The 22,924-nt window shown below is 45.1% G+C and carries 23 protein-coding genes; 8 read left to right on the forward strand and 15 right to left on the reverse strand.

Annotation, left to right across the window (positions count from 1 at the left end; genetic code table 11):
• The first annotated feature begins 2 nt into the window (after positions 1 to 2).
• Positions 3 to 1,046 (forward strand): DUF1574 domain-containing protein, encoded by a 1,044-nt coding sequence (locus LEP1GSC052_RS04780; RefSeq protein WP_010574685.1) that lies wholly within the window; start codon positions 3 to 5, stop codon positions 1,044 to 1,046.
• Between the two features lie 177 nt (positions 1,047 to 1,223).
• On the opposite strand, the gene fsa is transcribed toward LEP1GSC052_RS04780, so the two are convergent.
• From fsa to purN, 5 genes are all read right to left on the reverse strand, one after another.
• Positions 1,224 to 1,868 (reverse strand): fructose-6-phosphate aldolase, encoded by a 645-nt coding sequence (gene fsa / locus LEP1GSC052_RS04785; protein WP_010574686.1) that lies wholly within the window; start codon positions 1,866 to 1,868, stop codon positions 1,224 to 1,226.
• Positions 1,869 to 2,139: 271 nt separating this feature from the next.
• Positions 2,140 to 2,868 carry a hypothetical protein gene (locus tag LEP1GSC052_RS04790; RefSeq protein ID WP_010574687.1) on the reverse strand — a complete coding sequence of 243 codons (729 nt, stop codon included), beginning with the start codon at positions 2,866 to 2,868 and terminating at the stop codon, positions 2,140 to 2,142.
• 30 nt (positions 2,869 to 2,898) lie between these two features.
• On the reverse strand, positions 2,899 to 3,525 hold the full coding sequence (locus tag LEP1GSC052_RS04795; protein ID WP_010574688.1) for a hypothetical protein: 627 nt from the start codon (positions 3,523 to 3,525) through the stop codon (positions 2,899 to 2,901).
• Position 3,526: 1 nt separating this feature from the next.
• Positions 3,527 to 5,062 (reverse strand): bifunctional phosphoribosylaminoimidazolecarboxamide formyltransferase/IMP cyclohydrolase, encoded by a 1,536-nt coding sequence (purH, locus tag LEP1GSC052_RS04800; protein ID WP_010574689.1) that lies wholly within the window; start codon positions 5,060 to 5,062, stop codon positions 3,527 to 3,529.
• 3 nt (positions 5,063 to 5,065) lie between these two features.
• Positions 5,066 to 5,692 carry a phosphoribosylglycinamide formyltransferase gene (purN, locus tag LEP1GSC052_RS04805; RefSeq protein ID WP_010574690.1) on the reverse strand — a complete coding sequence of 209 codons (627 nt, stop codon included), beginning with the start codon at positions 5,690 to 5,692 and terminating at the stop codon, positions 5,066 to 5,068.
• 311 nt (positions 5,693 to 6,003) lie between these two features.
• On the opposite strand from purN, the gene fliS reads away from it, so the two are divergent.
• The 3 genes from fliS to LEP1GSC052_RS04820 are packed head-to-tail and all read left to right on the forward strand — an operon-like array spanning position 6,004 to position 7,353.
• Positions 6,004 to 6,453: a flagellar export chaperone FliS gene (gene fliS, locus LEP1GSC052_RS04810; RefSeq protein WP_010574691.1), complete on the forward strand. Its 450-nt coding sequence runs from the start codon at positions 6,004 to 6,006 to the stop codon at positions 6,451 to 6,453.
• Between the two features lie 4 nt (positions 6,454 to 6,457).
• Positions 6,458 to 6,877, forward strand: a complete 420-nt coding sequence (locus LEP1GSC052_RS04815) for a hypothetical protein (protein ID WP_010574692.1) — start codon at positions 6,458 to 6,460, stop codon at positions 6,875 to 6,877.
• Positions 6,871 to 7,353: a J domain-containing protein gene (locus LEP1GSC052_RS04820; protein ID WP_040913294.1), complete on the forward strand. Its 483-nt coding sequence runs from the start codon at positions 6,871 to 6,873 to the stop codon at positions 7,351 to 7,353. Before LEP1GSC052_RS04815 ends, LEP1GSC052_RS04820 begins: the two co-directional genes overlap by 7 nt.
• Here LEP1GSC052_RS04820 and LEP1GSC052_RS04825 read toward each other — a convergent pair.
• Genes LEP1GSC052_RS04825 through LEP1GSC052_RS04835 form a run of 3 tightly spaced genes read right to left on the reverse strand, consistent with a single transcriptional unit; the run spans position 7,340 to position 9,044 of the window.
• Positions 7,340 to 7,837, reverse strand: a complete 498-nt coding sequence (locus tag LEP1GSC052_RS04825; protein WP_010574694.1) for an LIC11661 family lipoprotein — start codon at positions 7,835 to 7,837, stop codon at positions 7,340 to 7,342. The two genes, LEP1GSC052_RS04820 and LEP1GSC052_RS04825, sit on opposite strands and share 14 nt — an antisense overlap.
• Positions 7,834 to 8,388, reverse strand: a complete 555-nt coding sequence (locus LEP1GSC052_RS04830; protein ID WP_010574695.1) for an HNH endonuclease — start codon at positions 8,386 to 8,388, stop codon at positions 7,834 to 7,836. The genes LEP1GSC052_RS04825 and LEP1GSC052_RS04830 overlap by 4 nt, the downstream gene beginning before the upstream one ends.
• Positions 8,389 to 8,438: 50 nt before the next feature.
• Positions 8,439 to 9,044, reverse strand: a complete 606-nt coding sequence (locus tag LEP1GSC052_RS04835) for a DedA family protein (RefSeq protein WP_010574696.1) — start codon at positions 9,042 to 9,044, stop codon at positions 8,439 to 8,441.
• 123 nt (positions 9,045 to 9,167) lie between these two features.
• Here LEP1GSC052_RS04835 and LEP1GSC052_RS04840 point away from each other — a divergent pair, with 123 nt between their 5' ends.
• On the forward strand, positions 9,168 to 10,313 hold the full coding sequence (locus tag LEP1GSC052_RS04840; protein WP_010574697.1) for a deoxyguanosinetriphosphate triphosphohydrolase: 1,146 nt from the start codon (positions 9,168 to 9,170) through the stop codon (positions 10,311 to 10,313).
• Positions 10,314 to 10,362: 49 nt separating this feature from the next.
• Here the strand turns inward: LEP1GSC052_RS04840 and LEP1GSC052_RS04845 are convergent, their stop codons facing one another.
• The 5 genes from LEP1GSC052_RS04845 to LEP1GSC052_RS04865 form a co-directional block, all read right to left on the reverse strand.
• On the reverse strand, positions 10,363 to 11,124 hold the full coding sequence (locus LEP1GSC052_RS04845) for an LA_2272/LA_2273 family lipoprotein (protein WP_010574698.1): 762 nt from the start codon (positions 11,122 to 11,124) through the stop codon (positions 10,363 to 10,365).
• A 2-nt stretch (positions 11,125 to 11,126) separates the two neighbouring features.
• Positions 11,127 to 11,834, reverse strand: coding sequence for an LA_2272/LA_2273 family lipoprotein (locus LEP1GSC052_RS04850; protein ID WP_010574699.1), 708 nt, complete (start codon positions 11,832 to 11,834; stop codon positions 11,127 to 11,129).
• A 128-nt stretch (positions 11,835 to 11,962) separates the two neighbouring features.
• Positions 11,963 to 12,649, reverse strand: a complete 687-nt coding sequence (locus tag LEP1GSC052_RS04855) for an LA_2272/LA_2273 family lipoprotein (RefSeq protein WP_010574700.1) — start codon at positions 12,647 to 12,649, stop codon at positions 11,963 to 11,965.
• A 114-nt stretch (positions 12,650 to 12,763) separates the two neighbouring features.
• Positions 12,764 to 13,894, reverse strand: coding sequence for a cysteine desulfurase family protein (locus LEP1GSC052_RS04860; protein WP_010574701.1), 1,131 nt, complete (start codon positions 13,892 to 13,894; stop codon positions 12,764 to 12,766).
• Positions 13,869 to 15,158, reverse strand: a complete 1,290-nt coding sequence (locus tag LEP1GSC052_RS04865; RefSeq protein ID WP_040912835.1) for a hypothetical protein — start codon at positions 15,156 to 15,158, stop codon at positions 13,869 to 13,871. Before LEP1GSC052_RS04865 ends, LEP1GSC052_RS04860 begins: the two co-directional genes overlap by 26 nt.
• Positions 15,159 to 15,292: 134 nt before the next feature.
• Between LEP1GSC052_RS04865 and LEP1GSC052_RS04870 the strand changes: the two genes are divergently transcribed.
• The 3 genes from LEP1GSC052_RS04870 (at position 15,293) to LEP1GSC052_RS04880 (ending at position 19,005) form a co-directional block, all read left to right on the forward strand.
• Positions 15,293 to 17,323 (forward strand): tetratricopeptide repeat protein, encoded by a 2,031-nt coding sequence (locus LEP1GSC052_RS04870; protein WP_010574703.1) that lies wholly within the window; start codon positions 15,293 to 15,295, stop codon positions 17,321 to 17,323.
• A 6-nt stretch (positions 17,324 to 17,329) separates the two neighbouring features.
• Complete coding sequence (locus tag LEP1GSC052_RS04875; protein WP_010574704.1) at positions 17,330 to 18,118, forward strand: LolA family protein; 789 nt, start codon at positions 17,330 to 17,332, stop codon at positions 18,116 to 18,118.
• Positions 18,119 to 18,237: 119 nt separating this feature from the next.
• Entirely contained in the window at positions 18,238 to 19,005 is a 768-nt protein-coding gene (locus tag LEP1GSC052_RS04880) for an enoyl-CoA hydratase/isomerase family protein (protein ID WP_040913295.1), read from the forward strand.
• Between the two features lie 95 nt (positions 19,006 to 19,100).
• Here LEP1GSC052_RS04880 and LEP1GSC052_RS04885 read toward each other — a convergent pair whose 3' ends face one another.
• Positions 19,101 to 20,792 (reverse strand): FAD-binding oxidoreductase, encoded by a 1,692-nt coding sequence (locus LEP1GSC052_RS04885; protein WP_010574705.1) that lies wholly within the window; start codon positions 20,790 to 20,792, stop codon positions 19,101 to 19,103.
• A gap of 100 nt (positions 20,793 to 20,892) precedes the next feature.
• The gene (locus LEP1GSC052_RS04890) at positions 20,893 to 22,866 is read right to left on the reverse strand and encodes a PP2C family protein-serine/threonine phosphatase (protein ID WP_010574706.1); all 1,974 of its coding nucleotides are present in this window, start codon (positions 22,864 to 22,866) and stop codon (positions 20,893 to 20,895) included.
• Between the last annotated feature and the right edge of the window lie 58 nt (positions 22,867 to 22,924).

Consider the following 22,924-nt stretch of genomic DNA (forward strand, 5'->3'; position numbering starts at 1 on the left):
TTATGAAGAAATTTTATATCTACTATCCGGTTCTTTTTCTCGTTTTCGTTTTTTGTTTGGATAAGATCTTCACGCTCGAATACTTTCAAAAAAGTTTTATCCAAGCGGGAAACACGGTATATTACACGCAAAGAAAATCGCTTTTCGAAAAGTTGAGCAAAGACAAGGAGTTGGAAACAAAATCCTTGGCTCTTGCTTTCGGAGATTCCAGGGCTTATCCGTATTCCGTAATCGGAATGGATAAAAAACTCCAAAAGGATTGGGTTCTGTATAACTTTTCGGGGCCGCAAGCGGTTCCGGCGTACGGTTTGTATTGGCTGGAAAAGATCATCGCCAAGGGACTTAAACCGAAGATGGTTTTTTACGTGGTAAGCCCGGAAGGTTTCGACGATACGAAAGGAATCGCGTATGATCCTTTTCTAAAATACGGAGCCGACGACGATTTTTTGATCCGATATATGGATCAGATCTCTTTTGAGGATCGTAAAAAACTTCTTTTGGATCGCCTCTTTGCGGTTCGAAGAATCAACCCCGATCTAAAACTTTTTTCCAAAAGACTTCAGGAAAAGAAACTCACGGAATACAATCCCGCGTTTAACACGGATTATATGGTTCTCAATTTGAATCACGGGGAACAATTCGCATACACGACTTTTTTAAACGATCCGGACCGATTGGAAAAGGACGCGGTTCGTATCCGTAATTTGTATCTTTCCACGTTTACGCTCGGAACCACTCAATTCTTTTTTGTGGAACAGTTCTTGAAGCTTGCGAATGAAAACGACGTGAAGGTTTATCTGATCTGGCCCAAAGTTTACGAAACTTACCGAAAACGATACTACGAGTTGGAGATAGAAAAAACTTGGTGGCCGAAGATCCTGGATCTTTCCGCCAAATATTCCGCGGTTCCGGTGGATTTGAACACGCAAACGTCCTGCGATCTTTTTTACGACGCGTCCCATCAATCCATCATGTGTTTTCTGGAATCGATGAAACTGATGATGGACGACTACTACGGGTTTAAAAAAATTCCGCATCCTCGATAGAATCGGAAAATGTCTTCGTTTAACGATTTTGAAAAAGCGTTTCACGCTTAACACGCGGCGGCTTGAAAAACTCGGGTCGCTTTTGTCGAAATTCGAAATAAAAAAGCCCTCCGCATTTCTGCGAGGGCTTTTTTATTTTCAAGTAGTATCTAAAAATATAATTTAGTTTTTTCTAAATCACCATTTTAGTTTTTTGGAATCTTCCAAGAACTTTTCCAATCCGATATCGGTTAACGGATGTTTGAAAAGTTGCAGGAACGCGGAATGAGGCATGGTCGCACAATCCGCCCCGCGAAGCGCGGATTCTTTTAAGTGCATAGGTCCGCGGATGGAAGCCGCGAGAATTCTCGTATCGTATCCGTAGTTGTCGTAGATTTCACGGATCTCGGAGATCAGTTCCATACCGTCCCAGCTCGTATCGTCCACTCTACCGATAAAGGGAGAAATGAAAGTCGCTCCGGCCTTTGCGGCAAGAAGCGCCTGAGGAGCCGAAAAACAAAGAGTTACGTTGGTAGGAATGTTTCTTTTTGTAAGTTCGACTACCGTTTTGAGTCCTTCCGGAATCAAAGGAACCTTGATGACCACGTTTTCCGCGATCTCGACGAGTTCGAGAGCCTCTTTCATCATTCCGTCGTAATTTGTGGAAAGAACTTCCGCGCTTACGGGACCGGGAACGATGGAACAAATTTCTTTGATGACTTCTTTGAAACTTCTTCCGGATTTTGCGATGATCGAAGGATTTGTGGTAACGCCGTCTACGAGTCCGTAGGATGCGATTTCTTTAATTTCGTCTATGTTTGCGGTATCTAAATATAATTCCACCGACATGCTCCATAAAAATAGGATGCTTAGAGCATGCGGGGAAAGCTAGGGTAGGGTCAATTGAAAAATTGCGCCACGCAACACTGTTTAAATTCAAAGTGTTTCCCAGTGCAACGGAATTTCTCGATACATTGTGCAACAGGCTTTTCGAAAAATTCTTCCTAAACGCAAGCTTCGCTCTCTATGGATCGCGAAGATTTTTCCGCTTCGCAGAAAGCCACTCACGACGCTCCGCTGTTCGTTGGCTAATTCGCTCTCTATGGATCGCGAATTATGGAATCAAATCGCGCAGGGTTTTGATTTCTTCCGCGCTGAAAAATTCTTTGTATTCTTTTTCGATCTGAAACTTAATCGAAGAACTGAAATAATCCACCCTTCTGGTAAAAGGCATTTTTTTATAAGCCTCTTTCCACTGAACCACATAACCGCCTTTCGGAGGAGATTGTTTTTCATCGGTTTTTTCCCAGAGAACCGCGCCGCCGATTTTGTTTTCGGCCAAGGATTCTTTCTTGGGTTTTCCGTATTTTTGTTCGAGCTTTTGTTGAACGTCCTTGCCCGGAAGATAACGAAATAAAACCCCGACGGAGAATAAAACTCCTGGCGCCGAATGATTCTCATCCTCCAACTCGGATCTGTTTTCCGCGGTCGGAGTCGTTGATCTTTGATCTTTCGGTCTGGAATCGATTACGATTTTGGGAGTGGAATAAAAACGATACGAATATAAGATTCCGTTTCTGCGGATGAGAAGAGTCTTTTCCTTATCCTCGAAAACGATTTCCACCTTTTCGTCGTTTTGCGGATTGGTGGAAAGAGATAAGAATTTTTCGCGCATGTTCGCGTAACTTTCACCCCAAGAAGATTCGGCGAATCCTTCTAGAAGATTGATCGCTTGTTGGTTCGTGTTTGTCGGTTGTCTTCGGTTGGGACCTTCGTCCGGAAGTTGGGCGAAAACGGTCGCGGGAGCCAGGATCAAAGAAAGAAACAATGCGAAAATTCTCATATTCTTCCTATCGGCAAATTCGGGAGAAATTTATTCAGAATCTTCTTCGTGCGAACGGTTTTTCGAACCCGAGAATTGAATCCCGCCGATCTTGACTTTCCCATTCCAACGGAGAATGAGCAGAACCGCAATGATTCCCACGTTTGGAAGCACGAATAAAAAAGGAATTTCGTGAAAAAGTCCGTAAACCGCGAGGTTCGATGCGATGACCGAAATCGAAGATCCGCTCAGCACCGCCACTTCCTGTTCGAAAAAACGAACCAAAAAGTGATTCGGACTCGTGGTCGGAAGGTCCTTGAGAATCAGTTCCACAAGAACCCCGTATGTCGTTAAAAGTGTGACCGGCAACAAAAACGAAAGAAAGAAATAATTTCCGAACGCGTCCGCGTAGTGGGGCGCTCCGATGATTCCTCCGAGCAAGGTCCAAAGATACGATATAAAGGCCGCGACCGAGAATGCGATCGCTCCGTACTGAAGACTTCCTCCCGATTCCAGAAGTTTGATCAGTTCGTCGGGAAGAATTCGGATCCAATCGATCAGTTCCAATCTTTCGAAAGATTCTCTTCCGGAAAGAAAGAGAAGTTTAAAGTAATAACTCGCAAGAACGAGCGCGCTTGAAACGATTCCGAAAAAGATTAGATAGAGTAAAAATTCCATATCAGTGCCTGAAGTGCCTCATCCCCGTAAAGACCATAATGAGTCCGTGTTCGTCGGCCGCCTGGATGACTTCCGCGTCCCGAACCGAACCTCCCGGTTGGATGATCGCTTTCGCTCCCGCTTTTGCAAGCGCGTCGATTCCGTCTCGAAACGGAAAGAATGCGTCGCTTGCCACATAAGAACCTACGACGGAAAGTCCGACGTTCAGTGCCTTATTAGCGCCTAACTGCACAGAGTCGACCCTGGACATTTGTCCTGCGCCGATTCCGAGCGTCGCGTTTTCTTCCGTGTAAACGATCGCGTTGGACTTGATAAAACGAACACAAGACCAAGCAAACATCAAACCACGAATATCATCGGGCGTTGGCTGTTTTTGGGTGACTACTTTTAGATCTTTTTCGGTGATCGTTGTGTAATCTCGATCCTGTATAAGCAAACCGTGATGGATCGGTCTGAGATCCAATTCGTCGAGCGCTTCTTTGAAATCCTCGATTTCGATCAGACGAATGTTCGGTTTTTTGGAAAAAATTTCAAGTGCTTCCGGAGTGAACTTCTGCGCGATCACACCTTCCACGAAGTTTTCCGTGATGAGGTTCGCCAATTCTCCGTTTACGATTCCTTTGATTCCGATCACGCCGCCGAACGCTGAGATAGGATCGGTTCTTCTCGCGAGTTGATACGCTTCCAAAGGATCGTCGGCGTATGCGATTCCGCACGGATTGAGATGTTTGATGATGCAGACCGTGTTTTCGGGAAGAAGACTCGAGATATGAAAGGCCGCGTCGAAATCCAACATATTGTTAAACGACAATTCTTTTCCCTGCAAAGGAGAAAAGTCGCTCTTCACGAAAAGAGGTTCGTAGAAAGCGGCGGCCTGATGCGGGTTTTCTCCGTATCTGAGTTTTTGTTTTTTCAAAAACGAAAGATTGAGAACGTCCGGAAAAACGTCTCCGGCTTGTTTGTTGAACCAGGAAGAAATCGCGGTGTCATACATCGCAGTATGAGAAAAGGCCTTTCTCATATAACCCGCGGCGACTTCTTCCGAAACTCCGCCCGAAGAAATCAGAGTCTGCACTTCCTTGTAATCGTTCGGATCCGTGAGAACTAACGTGTGTTTGTAATTCTTAGCCGCGCTTCGAATCATGGAAGGTCCGCCGATGTCGATATTCTCGATCGCTTCTTCCAATTGAACGCCGGGTTTGGAAACCGTCTTTAAGAACGGATATAAATTCACGACGACCAAATCTATTTTAGGAATCTTTAATTCTTCCATCTTCTGTTTGTGAGCGGGATTGGAAGTGACTCCGAGCAAACCTCCGTGCACTTTCGGATGCAGGGTTTTGACTCTTCCATCCAGAATTTCCGGAAACCCGGTGTAGTCGTCGATCGCAATGGCGGCGATTCCGTTGTCTTTTAAAAGTTTTAAGGTTCCGCCGGTGGAGATGATTTCAACGCCGCTTTGATTTAGAAATTGCGCGAACTCGACTAAGCCGGATTTATCGCTGACGGAGATAAGTGCTCTTTTGATTTGTATCATTGTTTATTGAATGCTGACCTTTCTATTTTGGATCTTAAGCCGATTCTCGCAAAAGTATTGAACCGCGAGCGGCAGGATTTTATGTTCCTCTTTGAGAATCTCCAGAGTCAAATCTCTTTCCGACATTCCTTCCTCGATTTTCACGGTTCCCTGGAGAATCACCGGACCCGAATCCACACCGTCGTCCACAAAATGAGCCGTACAACCGGCGATTTTTACCCCGTATTCAAAGGCTTGTTTTTGCGCGTTCAAACCCGGAAAGGCCGGAAGAAGGGACGGATGGATGTTGATGATCCGATTGGGAAAGGCCTGGATCACGGGAGATTTTAGAATCTTCATATAACCCGCCGTCACGATCAGATCTGGTTCGAGTTCGGTCAGAAGATTCAGAAGTTTTTTGTGATATTCGGATTTGTCCGTAAAGGACGCGAAATTCAAAACGTGAGAAGGAACCTGAAACTCGAGCGCGATATCCAGAGCCTTCGCCTCGGGACTGTCGCAGATTAAGGCTTGTGCGATTCCTTTGATTTTTCCGGCCTTGATGTTCTGGAGAACCGCCTTGAGATTGGAGCCTCTCCCGGAGGCCAGGAACACGATCTTTTTTTTAGGTTTTGTAAACAGGCTTGCCAAGAAAATTCTATCCGGATAAAATCAGAACCGTCCCCGTTTTGAAATTCGATCAGAAGGACGATTCGGGAACCTCAAGCGAATTCCTCCGAAAGACCCAGGCTTTAGCTCGAAAGCGTGTGCGGATTCTTTCTTATCGATTAAAATCCGTGCCAAACCCGTGGAAATACCGGTATTTAGACATTTCTACGAGAATTTTTTTGAGTTTTCGGTCTCTCGAATCTGCCGAAAGTTTTGAGAGAAACCGCAAGAATGTTCAAGCCCAGCATTAAGGAGGCAAGCGTTTTTGTCGAAGAGTATTTCAGGAGAGATACATGTCACTTGCCAGAAAATCCACAGCGACCGTTGAACAATATAAATCCAACGAAATCTCGACTGTCAGCCAGGGAAAACTCATCGTCATGCTCTATGACGGGGCGATTCGTTTTCTAAATATCGCTCTGGAGAATAATACTCCCCGGAAATACGATGTGGTTAACAATCATATCCTCAAAGCCGGCGAGATCGTAACGGAACTCATGCTTGCACTCAACCTGGAACAAGGCGGAGAAGTGGCCAACAACCTTTTAGGAATCTACGTTTACGTCAAAAAACGTCTTCTAGAAGCGAACATGAAAAAGGATTCCGAAATCATTCAAGAAATCATCAAATACATGGAAGATCTCAAATCCGCTTGGGAAGAAATCGAGAAAAAAGAAAAGTCCAACGTCGTTTCGGCGCCGTTTCAAGGAAGCCGCGGAAGCGGTCTATCCATTCAAGGGTAACTTTTTGTCGAGCCAGTCTTCCAGCGATAAAAACCGCGACCTTGTCGTCCTGTACGGAGATAAGATTCTTCTGTTGAATCAACTGATCGAAAATCAGAAAAGACAGATCGAAGTTTTCGGATTCGGTGACGGGGAAGGCGGGGCCAAAATCGAGGATTCCAACTTACAAATCATCGATCAACTTTGTTCGGTGGATCGTAAGATCGAAAAGATGGAAGAGGGAGTTCCTCAAACTCTCGAGTTCATCGAACTGGCGGAAATTCTTTTTCAAAAAATGGAAGAGTCCAGAAATCTCCATTCTCAAGTGGAAGAAAGAATGAAGGACATCCTCAAGGAATATCAAAAAGAGTTGAACCAAGTACAGGTTCAAATCCAACTCAAGCGTCATTTCAGACAAGACTATTGGAACACGGGGACCTGTTAGAAAGAGCCCTGGAGTTTCTAGGTTTAGAACCGGGGTTCGACGAAGCGGAACTGAAAAACCGTTTTTACTTTCTTTCCAAAAAATATCATCCCGATACGGGAGAATTCTCAAGCGATTCGCTTTTTAAGGAATTGATCGAATATAGGGACGTTCTCCATTCTTATCTCGAGCAAAAAACATTCAAAAAAATGAATGCGTCTTCCGAAACGAAAGGATCGCATAAGAACGATTATACGATCTACAAACAGGCTCGGGAAATCTACGATTCGTCGATCCACGAATATTACAAACTGACCGACGGAAATCCGATCTTTTTAAAAGGAGAGGAGAATCCCGCTCTTCGCAAACTCAGAAATTCTTTGGAAATCTCAAAATCCGGATTTGAGAATCTGATCTCTTCCTATCCGGAAAGCATCTGGATTGCGGACGCGAAGGATACTCTCGCAAAGATCGAGGTTTGGTTTAAGGAACCTTAAGAGAATTGGAAGGCATCGAGAACACGAAACCGGACGCGCTTCCGTTTCGAACGCTGATTACCAAAACCTCGGACCGCAAAGTCAAATACTGACCCGAGGTCAAGGTCACGTTCATCTTACAGATTCGGTTTGCGTTTTCCCCCGTTCCGATTGCCGCAAGCGGTCCGCTGTTCGGACTTAGTTCGATCGAATATTCCAAAGGCTGGTTGGGAATTAGGTTTAGAAGTCCGTTCACACAATCGATTCCCGTGTTTAGATCCGCGGGAAATCTCGAATCGTTTTCCGTATTTGCAACAAACAGCCGATATCCTCTAAAAAGAAGTTCGGGGTTTCCCGCTCTGAGTCTGAGTTCGTAGCCGGTCGCGATCGGAACGATGCTGATGAGCGTAGGCGGCGTCGAAATCAGTCTGGTTGTGGAATAATGAGGACATCCGAGTAAAAGCGAAAACACTGGAAGTAGAAATAAAAAATAAAAACGTTTCAAAAAGAAATATACTCCCGCCAGCCGAACTTCTCCGCCTGCTGATCCGATATTGAGAAGAGTGGAAAGCGTAGCTTGGGTGTCACCCGATTTTCTTCCGGCAAGTTCCACTTCAATTCGGCGAGAAGTTTGTTTCCCTTTCTCGTATTGCAGTGTTTGCAGGCCGCGACAAGATTCTCCCAGGAATTGAATTCCTTCGGTCTTTCTTTTTTTGGGACGTGTTCCCAGCGGCTTCTCGGAATCACGTGATCCAGAGTCAGCTTCGATCCCGGAAATTTTTTTCCGCAATAAACGCAGTGATAGTTGTCTCGTTGAAAAATATTCTCTCTGGAAACCCGATCCCTTCTCGGAGGAACCCTGTAGTAATCCCGAAGAAGAATGATTCTGGGCGCGGTGAATTTGAGTTTTTCGGAGCGGATTAAAAAGTTTTTATCATCCTTGATAAGTTGTGCCTTTTCAAGAATGATCAGGATAAGGGCGTCTTTGACCGACCGGATCCCGATGGGGACGTAACCGGCATTCAGCACAAGCACCGGCTGCGCAAGAATGTCCATAACTGGTCAAAAAATATCCGATGCTCGGAAGATGTAAAGAAATTCTTAGATTAAGATCGCTTCTTTCGGATCCAATACGCGATTCCGAAAAGCAAAAGAACCGTTCCCAAAAGTCCGAGAACCGTTAGTTGACCATTGTGAACCCAACGCATTAGCGTATCGAAGTTATACGCGCCGAAGTAACCGAGATAGACCCAGACCGGAACCGAAATGACTGCGGCCATAAAATCCAAGGCAACAAAACGATAAAAGGAAATTCGATCCGAGGTTCCCGCGGTAAGATAAATCGGCATTCTGAGTCCCGGCATAAAACGCGCCATAAACGTAACCCAATTTCCGTAACGTCCGATCTTGTCCTGAACCTTAGCAAAACGTTCGGGAGTTACGATTCTCGAGATAAAAGGAATCTGAAGAACCCGCACTCCGTAGATTCTCCCGATTAAAAAAACCGCGCTGTCACCGATCAGAACCCCGGCCATTCCGACCAAAAACATATAATGCGGATCGGCTTTTCCGAAACCCGCGATCACGCCGCCGGAAACCAAGGAAATGTCTTCGGGAACGGGAAGGCCGAAACCGCAAAGAATCAGCACTAAAAAAACCGCAATGTAACCGTATTCGGAAAAGATATTAACGAGAATATTTAAAAATTCCATTCCTTCAGTAGACGCCTTAGTTTTGGATTCCAAGGACAGTAAAATATGGCTTTGATAAAATAGCAGTAAACAAACGAAAAAAGTAGGGGGACTTTTGGGAAAAGTTTAGGAATTTTGTAAAACGTGTACTATTCCAGAAACGATTTGATCCAAAAAGAAAAAGAAGCGTTAGCTCCTTACGCGATTTCCAGCACGAATAACGGAGGAAGAATCTACGAAGAAGAGGAACATTCGTATCGACTTCCGTTTCAAAGGGATCGGGATCGTGTTCTTCATTCCAGCGCGTTCAAACGTCTTCAATATAAAACGCAGGTTTTTATTTTTTCGGTAGGGGAGAATTATAGAAACCGAATGACTCATACTCTTGAAGTCGCCGGTCTTTCGAGAACGATCGCGAGCGCGCTCGGACTCAATTCTCACTTATCCGAAACAATCGCTTTGGCGCACGACCTCGGTCATACTCCCTTCGGTCACGCCGGTCAAGAAATTCTTTCCGGTTTGATGAAGGAACACGGCGGTTTCGAACACAACAAACAATCCTTACGAATCGTTACCTCGATCGAAAAAAAATATCCGAACTTCCCCGGACTCAATCTTTGTAGAGAAACCCTCAAAGGTCTGATGAAACACGGAACGGATTACGATCCTTCTATGATGCTTTTGGAAAGAAAAGAAAGCGGACCTTCCTTGGAAGGAATGATCGCGGATCTTTCGGACGAAATCGCTTACACGAGTCACGATATCGAAGACGGATGGGAAATGGGTTATCTTCATCTCGGAGATCTTTCCGAAAATCGTTTTTGGAAAGAGGTCTACGAAGAATGTAAGTCCCAATACAAGGACGCGGGTGAAAAAATATTGATTCGAACCGCGATTCGAACCTTGACCAACTCGATGGTTTCCGATTTGGTCCGAAACATTTCCAAAGGACTGGAAACGAATCGAGTTTCTTCGACGCAGGACTTGATCGATCTTTGGAAAAGGGACGTTCGAATCGCCTCCTTTTCGGACGAGGTCAATTCCAAGTTTCGAGAACTGAAATCCTTTTTATACGAAAAACTCTATCGTCACGAGGATTTGGTTCGAATGAGCGATTACGGTAAGAAGGTCATCGAATCCTTATTCGATTATTTTTTAAAACATCCCGAAAAAATTCCGGAAACGTATAAGGAAAGAATCGAAGAAGAATCCCTGCATCGAGTGATCAGCGACTACGTCGCAGGGATGACGGATCGATACGCGGAAAAGATCTACCAATCCCTTCCTTAATCTTCAAAAAATAGAATATTCCATTTTTTGAAGATAGGTCGACTCGTTCCTATTTTTTAGTCGGCGCGGGTTCCGGGGCGATCTTCGTGTCGACTTTCGTCGCCGCCGGTTTTGTTTCCGTTTTTTCCGGCTCCGGTTTCGAACAGTAGTTCAACACGATCATGATCGGAAACGGTCCGTCCGTGCAGAAGTTTAGGATTCCTACCTGAAGATTTCCGTCGTCGCCGATATTGATGGCCCCGATGCTCAAACCCTTTCCGGAATTGATCGCGCCGATGTTGATCCCGTAACCGTAATTAAAACCGCCGATATTGATTCCTAAACTTTCGTTGTTGATCAATCCGATGGTGGCGCCGCTACTTCCTCGGTTGTAGACTCCGCCGGTCACGTAATAACCTCCGTTGACTCCCCGGTTGTAAAATCCGATCTGAGCTCCGGCTCCGCCTTCTTCCACATTGTTCGCGATTCCGACTTGGATCGAAAGTCCTCCCTTTTTAGCGGAGTTATAAAGGAGACCGACCTGCGCGCCATAGGCTTTTCCTTCGGAGATATTGGCTCCTCCGACTTGAAGACCGATCAATCTTTCGCTGATCGTATTGACCGTGCCTACGTTGACCCCGTATAACTTTTTCACATCTCCGTGAAGAAGATTTACGTGAATGACTTCGGTTTCCGTTTTAACGGGAACTCGAACAAAGGAATGTTCGCTCGCAAATCCGGTCACACCGCAGGAAAAAAGAGAAAGGGAGAATCCGAGAATCGCGGAACGTTTACAATAAGTTTGGAATATTCTAAAATAATTGTGTTTCATGGTTATTTACAATAGTTGAATCCGATCATCACCGGAAAGGTTCCTTTTCCGCAAAAGTTGAGAAGTCCGAATTGCATCGTCGGCTCGTCGGTTTCGTTTTCACCCGAAGCGTTTACGACTCCGATATGAACCCCGGTTCCTCCGTTTAGAATTCCGATATTGATTCCGGAACCTCGAATGTTCAGAGCGCCGAAGTTAAAACCGCCCGCGTCCTCGTTTAAAATTCCTACGTTAACTCCCTTGGAATCGAAATTTATGGCGCCGATCATCAAACCTTTGGTAAAAAAGTTTCCGGCTCCGATCGTTACGTCGAAACCTTCTCTTTGTTCGCCGATGTTGACGATCCCGGCCTGCAAACCCTTCGAATCCCCCTTCACATAATTTACGATTCCCGCTTGGATTCCGGCGCCTTTGTTTTTCGCCGCGTTTACGATTGCGATCTGAGCCCCGTATGTTTTTTGATCGGAGAAGTTTACGATTCCGACTTGGCCGCCGATCATACTTTCTTCCACGATGTTCACGATTCCAATATTGGCTCCGGCCAGGTTTTTGAGTTCTCCATAAAGAAGATTGAATCGTAAAACCTCGGTTTCCGTTTTGGGAGGAATCCTGGTCGTGATTCGAGGTGTGACCGCAAAACCGCAGTTAGACGCAAAGATCCACGCGGAAAGAAACAATACGTAGGGAATGGATTTGATTTTGATTTTCATGATTTGAGCCGAAACGTGAGAGGTATTGGACCGTCGGAAAATCCGTTGTCAATATTATTTCGAACGAAAAGCGGATTCCGATTTCGGAAAAATACGCTTTGTCGCGGATTGGATTGGAAAGAATTTATTTAGAGTTCGGATCGGATATTTTGGCTCTTGTCAAATTTTTTGTTCGGACTCGAAGAGCAGTAGTTTACGAGGATCATCACGGGAAATAGGCCTTCTTTGCAGAAGTTTAGAATTCCGATTTGAAAATTTTCCTTCTCGCCGATATTTACAATGCCGATCGAAACACCGGAATCCTCTCCGTTCCAATTGATCAAACCTGCGTTCCATCCGTATCCATAGTTGAAAAGTCCTAAATTCAATCTACCACTCGCAAGATTGACGAGCCCGACTGAAAAACCTGCGTCACCTTTGATTCTTCTTTCGATACTCTCCGGAGTATCTCTCGGTTGTCGCCTTCCCGATTCCAAAAAGAAGTTCAGGTTGAAAATTCCGATTTTCAAAAGGGCAAAGGAGGGCCTTGAATTATTGATCGCACCAATTTGAATCCCGGTCGCGTTTTCCGCTCCGTTTACGATTCCGATCTGCAACCCGATTAGATCGTTTTGAACGGAATTCGCAATTCCAAGATTTAAGCCGTAAATATTCTTCGATTCTCCGTAGATCAGATTCAATCGAAGAACTTCGGTATTTGTATCGGACGGAAGTTTCGCAGTTGTTTTGGTGGTTAGGGCCACTCCGCAACAAAGGATCGCTGAATGTACGAAAATTATAAAACCGTAAAGTATGAATTTTTGAGTTAACTTCATTCATTTCCTCGAAAAGTTTCGAAGACTTTTAGGGGGAGAATTTGCATCGAAGTTTGACGTTACGCGAAAGTCGCGAGAATAATTTTCAATCTTGTTGAGCCGCTCGTGATCGGTTTATAGATCGTCCGTTAAGGCGCGCAACACTTTTTGGATATGAACACAGAGTTCTTCCACGTCTTCCTCGGTCGTGAACCGGCCCGTGGAAATTCGAATCGCTCGTAAGGCTTCTTCTTCGCTATAACCCATCGACAAAAGAGAAGGCGCGGGTTCTCTGGATCTGGATTTGCAAGAAGAACCCGTGGAAACAACAAAGCCCGATTCTTCCATTCCCATCATAAAGAAGTCCACGTCGTCCGTGGGGAGAATACAAAACGAAGTGCTCGAGATTCTGTTCGATTCCTTTCCGATCAGTTTGCAACCGCATTCTTCCAAAACGGATTCGATCCTTGTTTGGTAGTTTTTTAACATTTCGGAGATTCGATTTTGTTCGGGAATTCTTCGTTTTAGAACTTCAGAAAGCGCTAATATAGAAGGAGAGTTTTCGGTTCCGGCCCTGTGATTGTTTTCCTGATTCCCACCGTGAAAGATCGCGAACTCCTTTTCGGAAACCAAATCGGAGCGAACCCAGGTTCCGGACGCGCCCATACCCGCTCCGATCTTATGACCGGAAAACGTGAATCCGTCCAAAAGTTCGAAAGGGATTTCGAGTTTTCCGAAGGATTGCATCAGATCCGAAAAGAGCGGAGCCGAATACTTTAGAGAAATTGCATGTATTTTTTCCAGAGGTTGGATCACGCCGGATTCGTTGGCGACGTGCAGAACGAAAACGGGCGCGGAATTCTCCCGCAACAATTCTTCCAGATGATTTAAGTCGACTTCTCCGTTTGCAAGAGAACGAATCTTTCTAAACTCGAATCCGGCAAATTCAAGCGCGGAATACAGGGAAGAATGTTCCAAAGAGGATACGATCGCGGAACCTCCGAATTTTCCTCGGATTGCGTGTGCGAGAAGATGATTCGCCTCGGTTCCCGTGGAGGAAAAAACGAATTCTTTGGCGGGTTTTCCCGTATAAACTTCCAGAGTTTTGCGAGCCTCTTCGATCTTGCCCTGTCTTCCCAAAGAAAAACGGGTGGCGCCGGACGGGTTGTAAAAATCGGATAAGTAATCTTTTTGGATTTCCACGAGCACATCTTCAAAAGGAGGATGTGTCGCGTTGTAATCAAAATAACGAATCTTCTTCGACATAAAGTTCGTCCGCTTCCTCGTATCTTCCTTTTTTTCGGAGAACATAACGAAGAAGTTTTTTGCGGTCTTCCACGAGATCGCTTCTTCCGCTTCCGGTCACTCGATATGCCTTGTCGATCGTGTAAAGTTCGGTTTCGAGCTGTTGCAATTCGAGCAATGCGTTGTCGAGTTGTCCTTTTCGGATTTCGGAACGAACCGTCATCAGTCTGGATTCAAAGACGGAACCTTTATCCAAAAGATCGGACTTGGCCGCTTCTCTAAAATAAAAGATCGCTTTGTTAAAAAACGTAGGGTCCCGTTTTCCGAGTTGGTAGTTGAGTAAACCGCGCTTCATGAGCAATTCATCATATTCTACCGTTCCGGGATCGGAGAAGAATAGAAGTTTTTCCAAAATTCCGTCCGCTTCCAAAGGCGAAATCGAATTGAGTCCGGTTCTATAAATTCCGAACGCGAGAAGGTTCAGGGCTTTTTTAAAATCGTTCGCGTTTACTTTTATGTTTCTTTCCGAATCGATCGTAAAGGAATTGGATTTGATCTGCGACCAAACCCGCATTTGATTTTGTTTTTCGGTCAGAACGTTCTGCGGTTGATCGTCCGATCCGCAGGAAAAAAATGATTTCGGTTTTTTGATCTTCTCCATCGCGACTCGAACGGCTTCTTCCGTGTTTCGGATATAATCCGCGTAAGCGAGAAGAACCTCTTCGGGACGGCAAACGGCGAGGGCGGTCTTTTCGATTTTTTTGGGAACGCTGAAATCGGGACCGGAAAAGTTCAAAGCCCGTTTGTAAAAATCCAAGGCTTCGAGAACATTCGGAGACGTGATTCTCCAGTATTCTCCCGGATTAAAACTTCCCGTAAGAGGACTTCTGGATTTCGTCTTGGAAGAAAGTTTTTTCTCGCCCGATTCTTCGCTCATACCGGATTCTTTGAATCTCCAAACGGACATGGAATCCGTCCAAGAAGGTCTGTAAAGAACCGAATCTCTTTCACTGAGAGAATAATAATAAAGACAGGCTTCCCGCATCACGTTTAAATCGGGGATTCTTTCGCCTTGATCCTGATAAGCGACTTCCGTCTGCAAAATGGAATCTCCCTTTTCGATAAATTCTCCGGCCGTTTTTGGATCGTAACCCGGAGGTTGAATCATCAGGGCGAGTTTACTCAATAATTTATATCGATTGGGAAGAATCCACGCGGCGGCGAGCACCCAAACCGCGAGCAATAGGAATACATACCTTCGATTTTCTCGAATGTAAGTCAGCAAAGTTTCAGACGCTCCGGCATTGGAAAATTGATTCGACTCCTGGATGGATCGGTCGCAAAATGAAATTCCGGACCTATTGACGGGATGGTTCCTGATGTATGGAACATTCTTTTCAAATCTGTCCCGTTACCTGAATGAATCAAGCAAATAATAAAATCCCCCGTCGCGGGCTTTCCGGTTTCCATTCTGTTTCTTTTCGTTTCTTGGCTTTTTGTTTCTGTTTCTTTCCGATCGGCGTTTATTCTCAAACCGAATGCGAATATTCTCAGTCATCGGTCGAACCCGAGTTCTTTCTTTCACTCGCGTTCGAAAAACAAACCGACGCCGCGAGAATTCCTTCCCAGGAAAAATCCAAAAAAGCGTACGAAGAATCGATCGACTACTACGAACGTTATTTCCGTTGTTCGGAAGCGCTCAAACGACAGGTTTCTCCCGTTTCCAGAGTGGCGAAAGCGAACGTGCATTTTTTTCTCGGTCAATTTGAAAACGCCGAGAAGGACGCGGATGCGGCGATCGTTTCCGATCCGAATTTCAGAGACGCTTATATTTTAAAGGCGAGAATTTTCATTCGAATCGGAGAATTTCAGAAATCCAGCGATTATCTCGAAACGAATCTCAGCCGTTTTCCGGACGATTCGGATATTCTTTATCTTTTGGGTTCCTTGAATCAAGAACTGAAAAATTATCCGAGGGCGATTCTTTATCTTACTTCTCTCAGCGATTCGATTCGAAACCGGGAAGGAAATCCGAAATACAGATCCTTCGTGGATAAGTCCTTGGGTGAAATGTATTTTGCGAACGGTCAGACCAAAAAGGCTTTGTATTTTTTGTCCTCTTATCTTCAACAGAATCCGAGCGATATCACGACCCGATTGACCCTCGCCAAGATCTGGAATCAACTCGGTAAATTCTCCTCCGCAAGGAAGGAACTGAACAAGATCCTAAAGGCGAAAAAGAATCTTTCCTCCGTGGAACATCTTCTCGCCGAAATGTATTTTATCGAAAGTAAGGCGTCCGCATTCGAATATTTTAATATTCTCAATCAACAATCCAAAATTCCGAAGGGAAGCGTTTTGGAAGGATTGTATCTCGTTCTTTTGGGAAAATATTCCGAAGCGAAGAATCTTCTTCTGCCCGTTCGTGAAAAATTTCCAGGCCGTCTTGCGGTTCGTTTGGGAATGTTGGACGTCTATGAACGGGAGAAAAATCCGAACGTCTACGCAAAGGAACTCAAGGAAGTCGCCGAGCTCGTGTTCGGAATGCAACAGTTCGAACTCGCGGAGAGAACCGCCAATCGAGCGCTCGCGATTTCGGATAAGTCCTCCGTTTGGGAAGAAGCGGAGATCTATGATTTTCTCGCTTCCTGTCACGAACAATCCGGTTATGTGTATCGCGCGATTCTCATGTCTCGCAAGGCCGTGGAAAGGGTTCAAAAGGAAGAGGATAAACTCAAGTTTCAATTGCATCTCGCGTATCTTTTGAGAAACGATCCTCCCGGAAAACGGGAAGAAGCGGAAAGTATCATCCGCAACGTTCTCGAAACACAGCCGACCATGGCTTACGCAAGATATTTACTCGGAATCGTTCTGGCTTCGCGTGAAAAATACAAAGAGGCTTTGGAAGAATTCAACGCCGCGATCAAAACGGATTCCGCTAACGGAGTCTATTATTTCTACCGAGCATCGGTTTACGAGAAGTTGGAACAACAGGAATCGATGGAAATCGATCTGAAAAAATCCATTGAAATCGATCCCGGAAATCCGATGGCTTACAACTATTTGGGTTATTATCTTTCCGAAAAGGGAATTCGTTTGGAAGAATCCTTGGCTTTGGTTCAAAAGGCTGTGGAACTCGCGCCGGACAACGAAGCGTATCAGGACAGTCTCGGTTGGATTTTTTTCAAACTCGGGAATCACGACGAAGCTCTTTTGCATCTTCAACTCGCGTATCAGATCCTAAAGGACAAGGGAGAAGAGGATCCCGTCATTTTGGAACATATCGGAGACGTTTATAAGGAAAAAAGCCAAACACGCAACGCGACCGCGTATTGGGAAAAAAGCCTGAAGCTTTTTAAGAAGAAGGAAGATATTTCCAGAATTCAAAAGAAAATACAAACCGGTTCCTCCGAAAGTTCGGCGAATCGGAACGAAAAAACGGGAAAATAATCGTTTATGAAATTAATATTTTATTCTAATATTCTAATATGTTTGGTGGTTCTTTACGGATGTACGTCTCCGCAGATCGAGGAGATTAGTTTTCCGGATAAGGGAAACTTGAAGTTTCTTTCCTCCAAAAACCCGGATGCCGCCAAAATATTAAAATCGGTGCGCGATTTGGAAACGAAGAATTCCTCCTATTCGGGAGAATTTTCGATGCGGATAGAAAACTACGTTCCGAAAAAGGAAAGTTTTTCCGCGGACGGAAAGATCTACTACGATAAACCGAGCGGCAAAATGTATATCGAACTTTCCGATCCGTTTTTCGGGATGATCGTCTCGAGGGTGTTCACCGATGGAAACTCGATTCATATCAAAACCGCAAACGCAGGACCTCAGGTTCTTCCGATGGGAGATATTCTTTTGTCCGATCCGAGCGGTAAAAAACATTCCACGATTCCGTTTCCGGTTCTTTATTCTCTTTTGGCGAACAACAGTTCCGGACTTGCCGGAGACGATCCGACGTTCGTCAATCTTTCGGAAAAGGCGATTCTCGTCAAAAAACCGGGAGAGGATATCACCTTTTGGATGACCGATTTCGGAATCAGTTCCGTGGAACTTCTTTCCAAAAAAAGCAATCTGAAGGCGATCACAAAGGTGCAAGGAACGGTTTCGTTTCCGCCAAGAACGACGATCACAAGAATCGTCGAACCTACGACCAATCTGGATCGGAATAAGATAGAAATTAAAATGAAAAAGGTCGCACTTTCGGAGACGATTCCCGCTTCCAAATTTCAGTTCTAAAAAAGAAAGATCGAGGTTTACAACATTCTTTCCCGATTCATTTTGGAAGAATCAAACGAACGTTTCGGCGGATGATCCGAAACAAAAACGCATTCAAATTTTATAAACTAGGAGAGACGATGCTTTCTGAAGTAAGAAACAATCATATTTTGGAACTTTATATCGAGACCAACGAGGTGAACTCGTTGAACGGCGATTTTTTTAAAACGATTTCCGCGAAACTGGATTCTATTTCCAAGGACTCGACGATCAAGGCGGTGATCCTCACTTCCAAAAACGAAAAGTTTTTTTCCAACGGATTCAATCCCGAGATTTTTGTCGGCAAAACTCTTGCGGAAATTCAGGACGTTCTTCGTCTCGCGTTGGATACCGCTTCCAAACTTTTATTTTTAGAGAGACCTTTGATCTGTGCGATGAACGGACATTCGATGGGACTCGGCGCGGTGTATGCGATCTTTTGCGATTATAGAATTATGGTCGAAAAAAAGGGAAGACTCGGTTTTCCCGAATCCCAAATCGGAATCAACTTTCCTTCCGTTGCCGGTTTTATGTTGAAGGAAACCGTAGGAATCACCAAGGCGCGCGATCTTTTGTATTCCGGAAAAGGACTCAAAGCGGAAGAAGCCTACGAGATCGGTTTGATCGACGAGGTCGCATCCTCTTCCGAAGACCTTCTCGTTCGCGCGCGCAAATACTGCGAACAATTCAAGGACATGGCGATCGGTTCCGTTACGGGAATCAAGGTTTCTCTCAGAGATCCGGTTCGTATGTTCGCGGAACACAACGCGGAAAGGGACGTTAAACTTCTATCCGAAGCGGTTTTTTCCGCAAACGGTCAGGAAGGAATGAAGTCCATCCTCGAAAGAAGAAGGCCAGTATTTCAGTAAATTCTAAATTAGTTTTTCTGAATGTATTAAAAAGGCCGAATGAGAATTCGGCCTTTTTCGTTTTTAGAGGTTGTAAAGTTCGGAATCGTCAGTTCTCAATGAAATACTTTTCCGGGATTCAGAATTTCCTTTTTATCCAGTTCTTTTTTAAACGCCTTTAAACCGAGAAGAGCGGGTTTTGAAGTCGCTTTTTCATACCAAGCTTTGTGATCGAAACCCACACCGTGGTGATGGGAAATCGGGGCGCCGTTTTGAAAAAAAGTATCGGAAACCGTCCGTTTCATCTTGAACCACTGATCCGCGGGTTTCTTTTCGTCCATCGGAAAAAGAATGGTGTAATACAAACAAGCGCCTTCATGATAACTATGAGAGATATGACACATAGCGATCGAACCGGGAATCGAGTTTTCCAGAGAAGCGATTCCTTCTTTGTGAAGATTGAGGACACGATCGTATGTCGTCGAGGTTTCCATCGTATCCACGCCGATTCCGTTTTCCATCACGTGATTTCTTAAAAACGGCATGTTGTATCTGGAATGAATCCACTGTTCCCCGAGATGGGTTCCCGCATAAAGACCTTTGTGTTTTCTGATGAGAGGTTTGATCTTCGCGAAATTCTGCGCGACATCCACCTTACTTCCGTCGAGACCGAGAAGAATCACACATTTATCCTCTCCGAGAGATTTCCATTTGAGAACCTGATTCTGAATCAGATTTTTGATCCAACGGATCGGAGTGTTCTTCTTACCAAGAGTACCTAACGTCTGATACAAACGGGTTTCGTTCGTATCGGAAAGACGGATCATCGAAGTGGGAATTTCTCTGTGATTCACGTCGCGGATAAAATCCACGCCTGCGGCGAAGTTCGGAAACACGATCCCGAAATACTTTCTCGTTTGCGGGAGTTTGTGAACCTTGATCGTCGCTTCGGTTATGATTCCGAGCAAACCCTCGCTTCCCGCAAAGATTTGATTTAAGTCCGGTCCGGTCGACGACGCCGGTTCTCTTAAAGTTTCCACCGCGCCGGAAGGAGTGATTACTTTCAAACAAGTGAGAATCTCTTCGATTTTTCCGTAACGATTGGACTGTTGTCCCGCGCTTCTCGCCGCGATCCAACCGCCTAACGTGGAATATTCGAAGGATTGGGGAAAATGACCGAGGGTAAATCCTTTGTCGTTTAACAATTTTTCGAGTTTGGGTCCATAGATTCCCGCTTGAAATGTGGCGAGATGACTTTCCTTATCCAATGCGATCAAAGCGTCCATACGGGTCGTATCCAAAGAAAGAACGCTCTTCTGGCCTTTTCCTTTTACGACTTCCAAACCGCCGACCACGGAGGAACCGCCGCCGAAAGGAATCACGGTGATATTGTTTTTGGAGCAATATTCCAGAATTTTGGAAACCTCGGATTCTTTGCTCGGATAAATGACGCCGTCCACGAAACTTTTCAGAGTGTTGAAGGAAAGTCTAAGAACGTCGTAATAACTTCTTCCCGCGGAGTGAAGAACCCTTTCTCTGCGTTCGGTTGAAAAGTTTTTTCCACCGCAGATCTTTCCGAGTTCGCGGATCTGTGCGGGTGAAAAGGACGACTTAGGAAGTGTGATTTCTTCCAAGGCCACGGGAGGAGTTTTGCGGATATCGGAGATTTTGAATTCGTCCGCGAGAAAGGCGAGAATCTCCTGCATCTGTCCCACTCTAAAAAAATCCTGGCCGTAAGCTCCCCATGCGTTCCATCTCAGGTTATCTCTGGAATAGTCTATCTTTGCATTGAGTTCCGTATAAAACATGGTTCTAAAATCTCCGAATTGAATGATGAATGTAAAACTGTCCGAAGCACAAGAATCGGAACTCGATCGGATTTCGCAACAGAATTCCGAATCGATCCGATCAGGATGCGATCAACTTTCTGAGTTCTCGAACTCTTTCGTTTTGCGGTTCGAGTTCAAACGCCCGATCGATCAGAAACTTTGCGCGAGCCTTGTTCCCCTGAAGACGATATACGTCCGCGAGATGAATTAAATTTTTGACATGATTCGGAAAACGAAGTCTGAATCTTTCCCCGAATTCCTCCGCCTTTTTCAAAAGTTCCGAATTCTTATTTTTGGAATATTCTCTTTTGGTGAGAAGGGAAGAATACAAAAGAAGTTCGTGATCCGCCGGATCCAATTGCAGAGCGCGGTTCGCGCTTACGAGCGCCTGTGTGAGATCCCCTAACTTTTCGTAAATCCTCGCGAGCAGTCTTAGTTCTTCGGGAGAATGGGGAACGTTCGAAGAGGAGGATTCTTCAAAAATTTGAAGGGCGCCTTCAAAGTCCTTGGAAAGAACCGCTTTTTTCGCTTTGGAATATCGCTCCGAGTGGATCGGTTTGGCGGTCGATCCGGCGTACTCGATGGATAAAAGACTGTAATCGTCCGAAAAATTTCCGAAGGATAAAAGAAGATTTTCGATCTCGGACAATTCTCCCTTGGCTTCTTCGACTCTGCGTAAGAATTCGGTTTCGTCTTCGTTGATCTTTCTTTTTCCGTCCGAGCTTTCGTCCAAGATCAGATCGTCCTTACCGTCCGAACCGCAGAAGATCCGATCTCCCGGTTTCATCTGAAACAATCGAACGTAAACTTGCGCGTTGATTCCTCCCACGCCGAGTTTGTAAAAATGCGTTTCGGGGTCGATAAACGAAGCCTTACCGTCCCGATACAAAATCAACCACGGATGTTCAATATTCAAATAGTATAATGTTCCCGTTTCTTCTTCCACGAGGCCCAACACAGCGGAGACGAGCATACTTCCGTCGAAGGTTTCGAAAACTTTTTGAAGATCGGTGAAACAATCCTTCAACCATCGTTCGGGGGAACGGTTCGCCGAATCCGGATCCATCTTGGAACGGATGATCACAGAGTTGTAAACCGCGCCGAGAACGAGCGCTCCTCCCGCTCCTTGGATGGATTTTCCCATCGCGTCTCCGTTGATAAACGCCTTGAATTTTTTTCCCTGAAGAATGAGATCGTACGCGCTGAGATAATCGCCTCCCAACTCGTATTCCTTTTCGCGAAACATAAATTTCTTATATTGATTCAATGCGAAATCGATCTTAACCTGATCCCCTTCCGTTTTTTTCGCGATCAAAGGATCGAGTAAAAGGGAGGTGAGAAAGTAGTCCCCGTCCTGTTTTTCCTTTAGGTTTTGGATTTGTTCCATGTTCTCCGAAATCTCTCGGTTCTTTTCCAAAATCTTAAAGTGTCCGATGAAGTTGGAAAAACGATATCGTTCCACGATAAAACCGCTGAAGAACGCGAGCAGATAACTGATCGCCAAATTCTGCATGGAATACGAGGCTTGGTTGGTTCCGAGATTGGGATGATAGATCGCGACCGAAACGAGGAACGTGAATATCGAAAGCACATACAACGAAAAAAGAATTTTTCTCGGAAACGGCATGAACACCGCGGACATGACGACGATCTGAAGACCGGAAACATAGTTGGGATCGTCCGCGATTCTTCCCGTAAAAAAAGCGGTCGCGCTCAGAATATAAATGAAAAGAACATAGGCCCACTCGAGTCCTTTGCCGCGAATTTTCGTTCCGATAAAACGATCAACGACTAACGCGACCACAAAGAACGCGCTGAGTAAACTCAAACCGATTCTGAAATAAAAAAGTTCCGGAAATTCGGGATGAAGCTTTCGATCGGTGTCTAACGCGAATCCGAGCCAGACGAAAATCCCGATGATGGAACCGGGATAATGAAGAGTTCTCGCTTGTCTGTGAAGTTCGTCGAAGTATTCTTTCTCGTGGCGGATTCGATCTTCATTGATGTCAAATATAAGGCGGAGGTATCTTCGGACCGGATGCAAAGGATTCATCGTAGCTAAATCTTTCCAGAATTACTTTTTTTTCAATCGAGTTTTCGTTTTTAAAAAA

Source organism: Leptospira kmetyi serovar Malaysia str. Bejo-Iso9, from assembly GCF_000243735.2.
Lineage (GTDB): Bacteria > Spirochaetota > Leptospiria > Leptospirales > Leptospiraceae > Leptospira > Leptospira kmetyi.

What these genes read in the sequence shown, in the direction of transcription:
- LEP1GSC052_RS04780 (WP_010574685.1), top strand. Translation starts at nt 3, where the DNA reads ATGAAGAAATTTTATATCTACTATCCGGTTCTTTTTCTCGTTTTCGTT.
- LEP1GSC052_RS04790 (WP_010574687.1), bottom strand. Translation starts at nt 2,868, where the DNA reads ATGAGAATTTTCGCATTGTTTCTTTCTTTGATCCTGGCTCCCGCGACC.
- LEP1GSC052_RS04795 (WP_010574688.1), bottom strand. Translation starts at nt 3,525, where the DNA reads ATGGAATTTTTACTCTATCTAATCTTTTTCGGAATCGTTTCAAGCGCG.
- purH (WP_010574689.1), bottom strand. Translation starts at nt 5,062, where the DNA reads ATGATACAAATCAAAAGAGCACTTATCTCCGTCAGCGATAAATCCGGC.
- fliS (WP_010574691.1), top strand. Translation starts at nt 6,004, where the DNA reads ATGTCACTTGCCAGAAAATCCACAGCGACCGTTGAACAATATAAATCC.
- LEP1GSC052_RS04830 (WP_010574695.1), bottom strand. Translation starts at nt 8,388, where the DNA reads ATGGACATTCTTGCGCAGCCGGTGCTTGTGCTGAATGCCGGTTACGTC.
- LEP1GSC052_RS04835 (WP_010574696.1), bottom strand. Translation starts at nt 9,044, where the DNA reads ATGGAATTTTTAAATATTCTCGTTAATATCTTTTCCGAATACGGTTAC.
- LEP1GSC052_RS04845 (WP_010574698.1), bottom strand. Translation starts at nt 11,124, where the DNA reads ATGAAACACAATTATTTTAGAATATTCCAAACTTATTGTAAACGTTCC.
- LEP1GSC052_RS04850 (WP_010574699.1), bottom strand. Translation starts at nt 11,834, where the DNA reads ATGAAAATCAAAATCAAATCCATTCCCTACGTATTGTTTCTTTCCGCG.
- LEP1GSC052_RS04855 (WP_010574700.1), bottom strand. Translation starts at nt 12,649, where the DNA reads ATGAAGTTAACTCAAAAATTCATACTTTACGGTTTTATAATTTTCGTA.
- LEP1GSC052_RS04860 (WP_010574701.1), bottom strand. Translation starts at nt 13,894, where the DNA reads ATGTCGAAGAAGATTCGTTATTTTGATTACAACGCGACACATCCTCCT.
- LEP1GSC052_RS04870 (WP_010574703.1), top strand. Translation starts at nt 15,293, where the DNA reads ATGAATCAAGCAAATAATAAAATCCCCCGTCGCGGGCTTTCCGGTTTC.
- LEP1GSC052_RS04875 (WP_010574704.1), top strand. Translation starts at nt 17,330, where the DNA reads ATGAAATTAATATTTTATTCTAATATTCTAATATGTTTGGTGGTTCTT.
- LEP1GSC052_RS04880 (WP_040913295.1), top strand. Translation starts at nt 18,238, where the DNA reads ATGCTTTCTGAAGTAAGAAACAATCATATTTTGGAACTTTATATCGAG.
- LEP1GSC052_RS04885 (WP_010574705.1), bottom strand. Translation starts at nt 20,792, where the DNA reads ATGTTTTATACGGAACTCAATGCAAAGATAGACTATTCCAGAGATAAC.
- LEP1GSC052_RS04890 (WP_010574706.1), bottom strand. Translation starts at nt 22,866, where the DNA reads ATGAATCCTTTGCATCCGGTCCGAAGATACCTCCGCCTTATATTTGAC.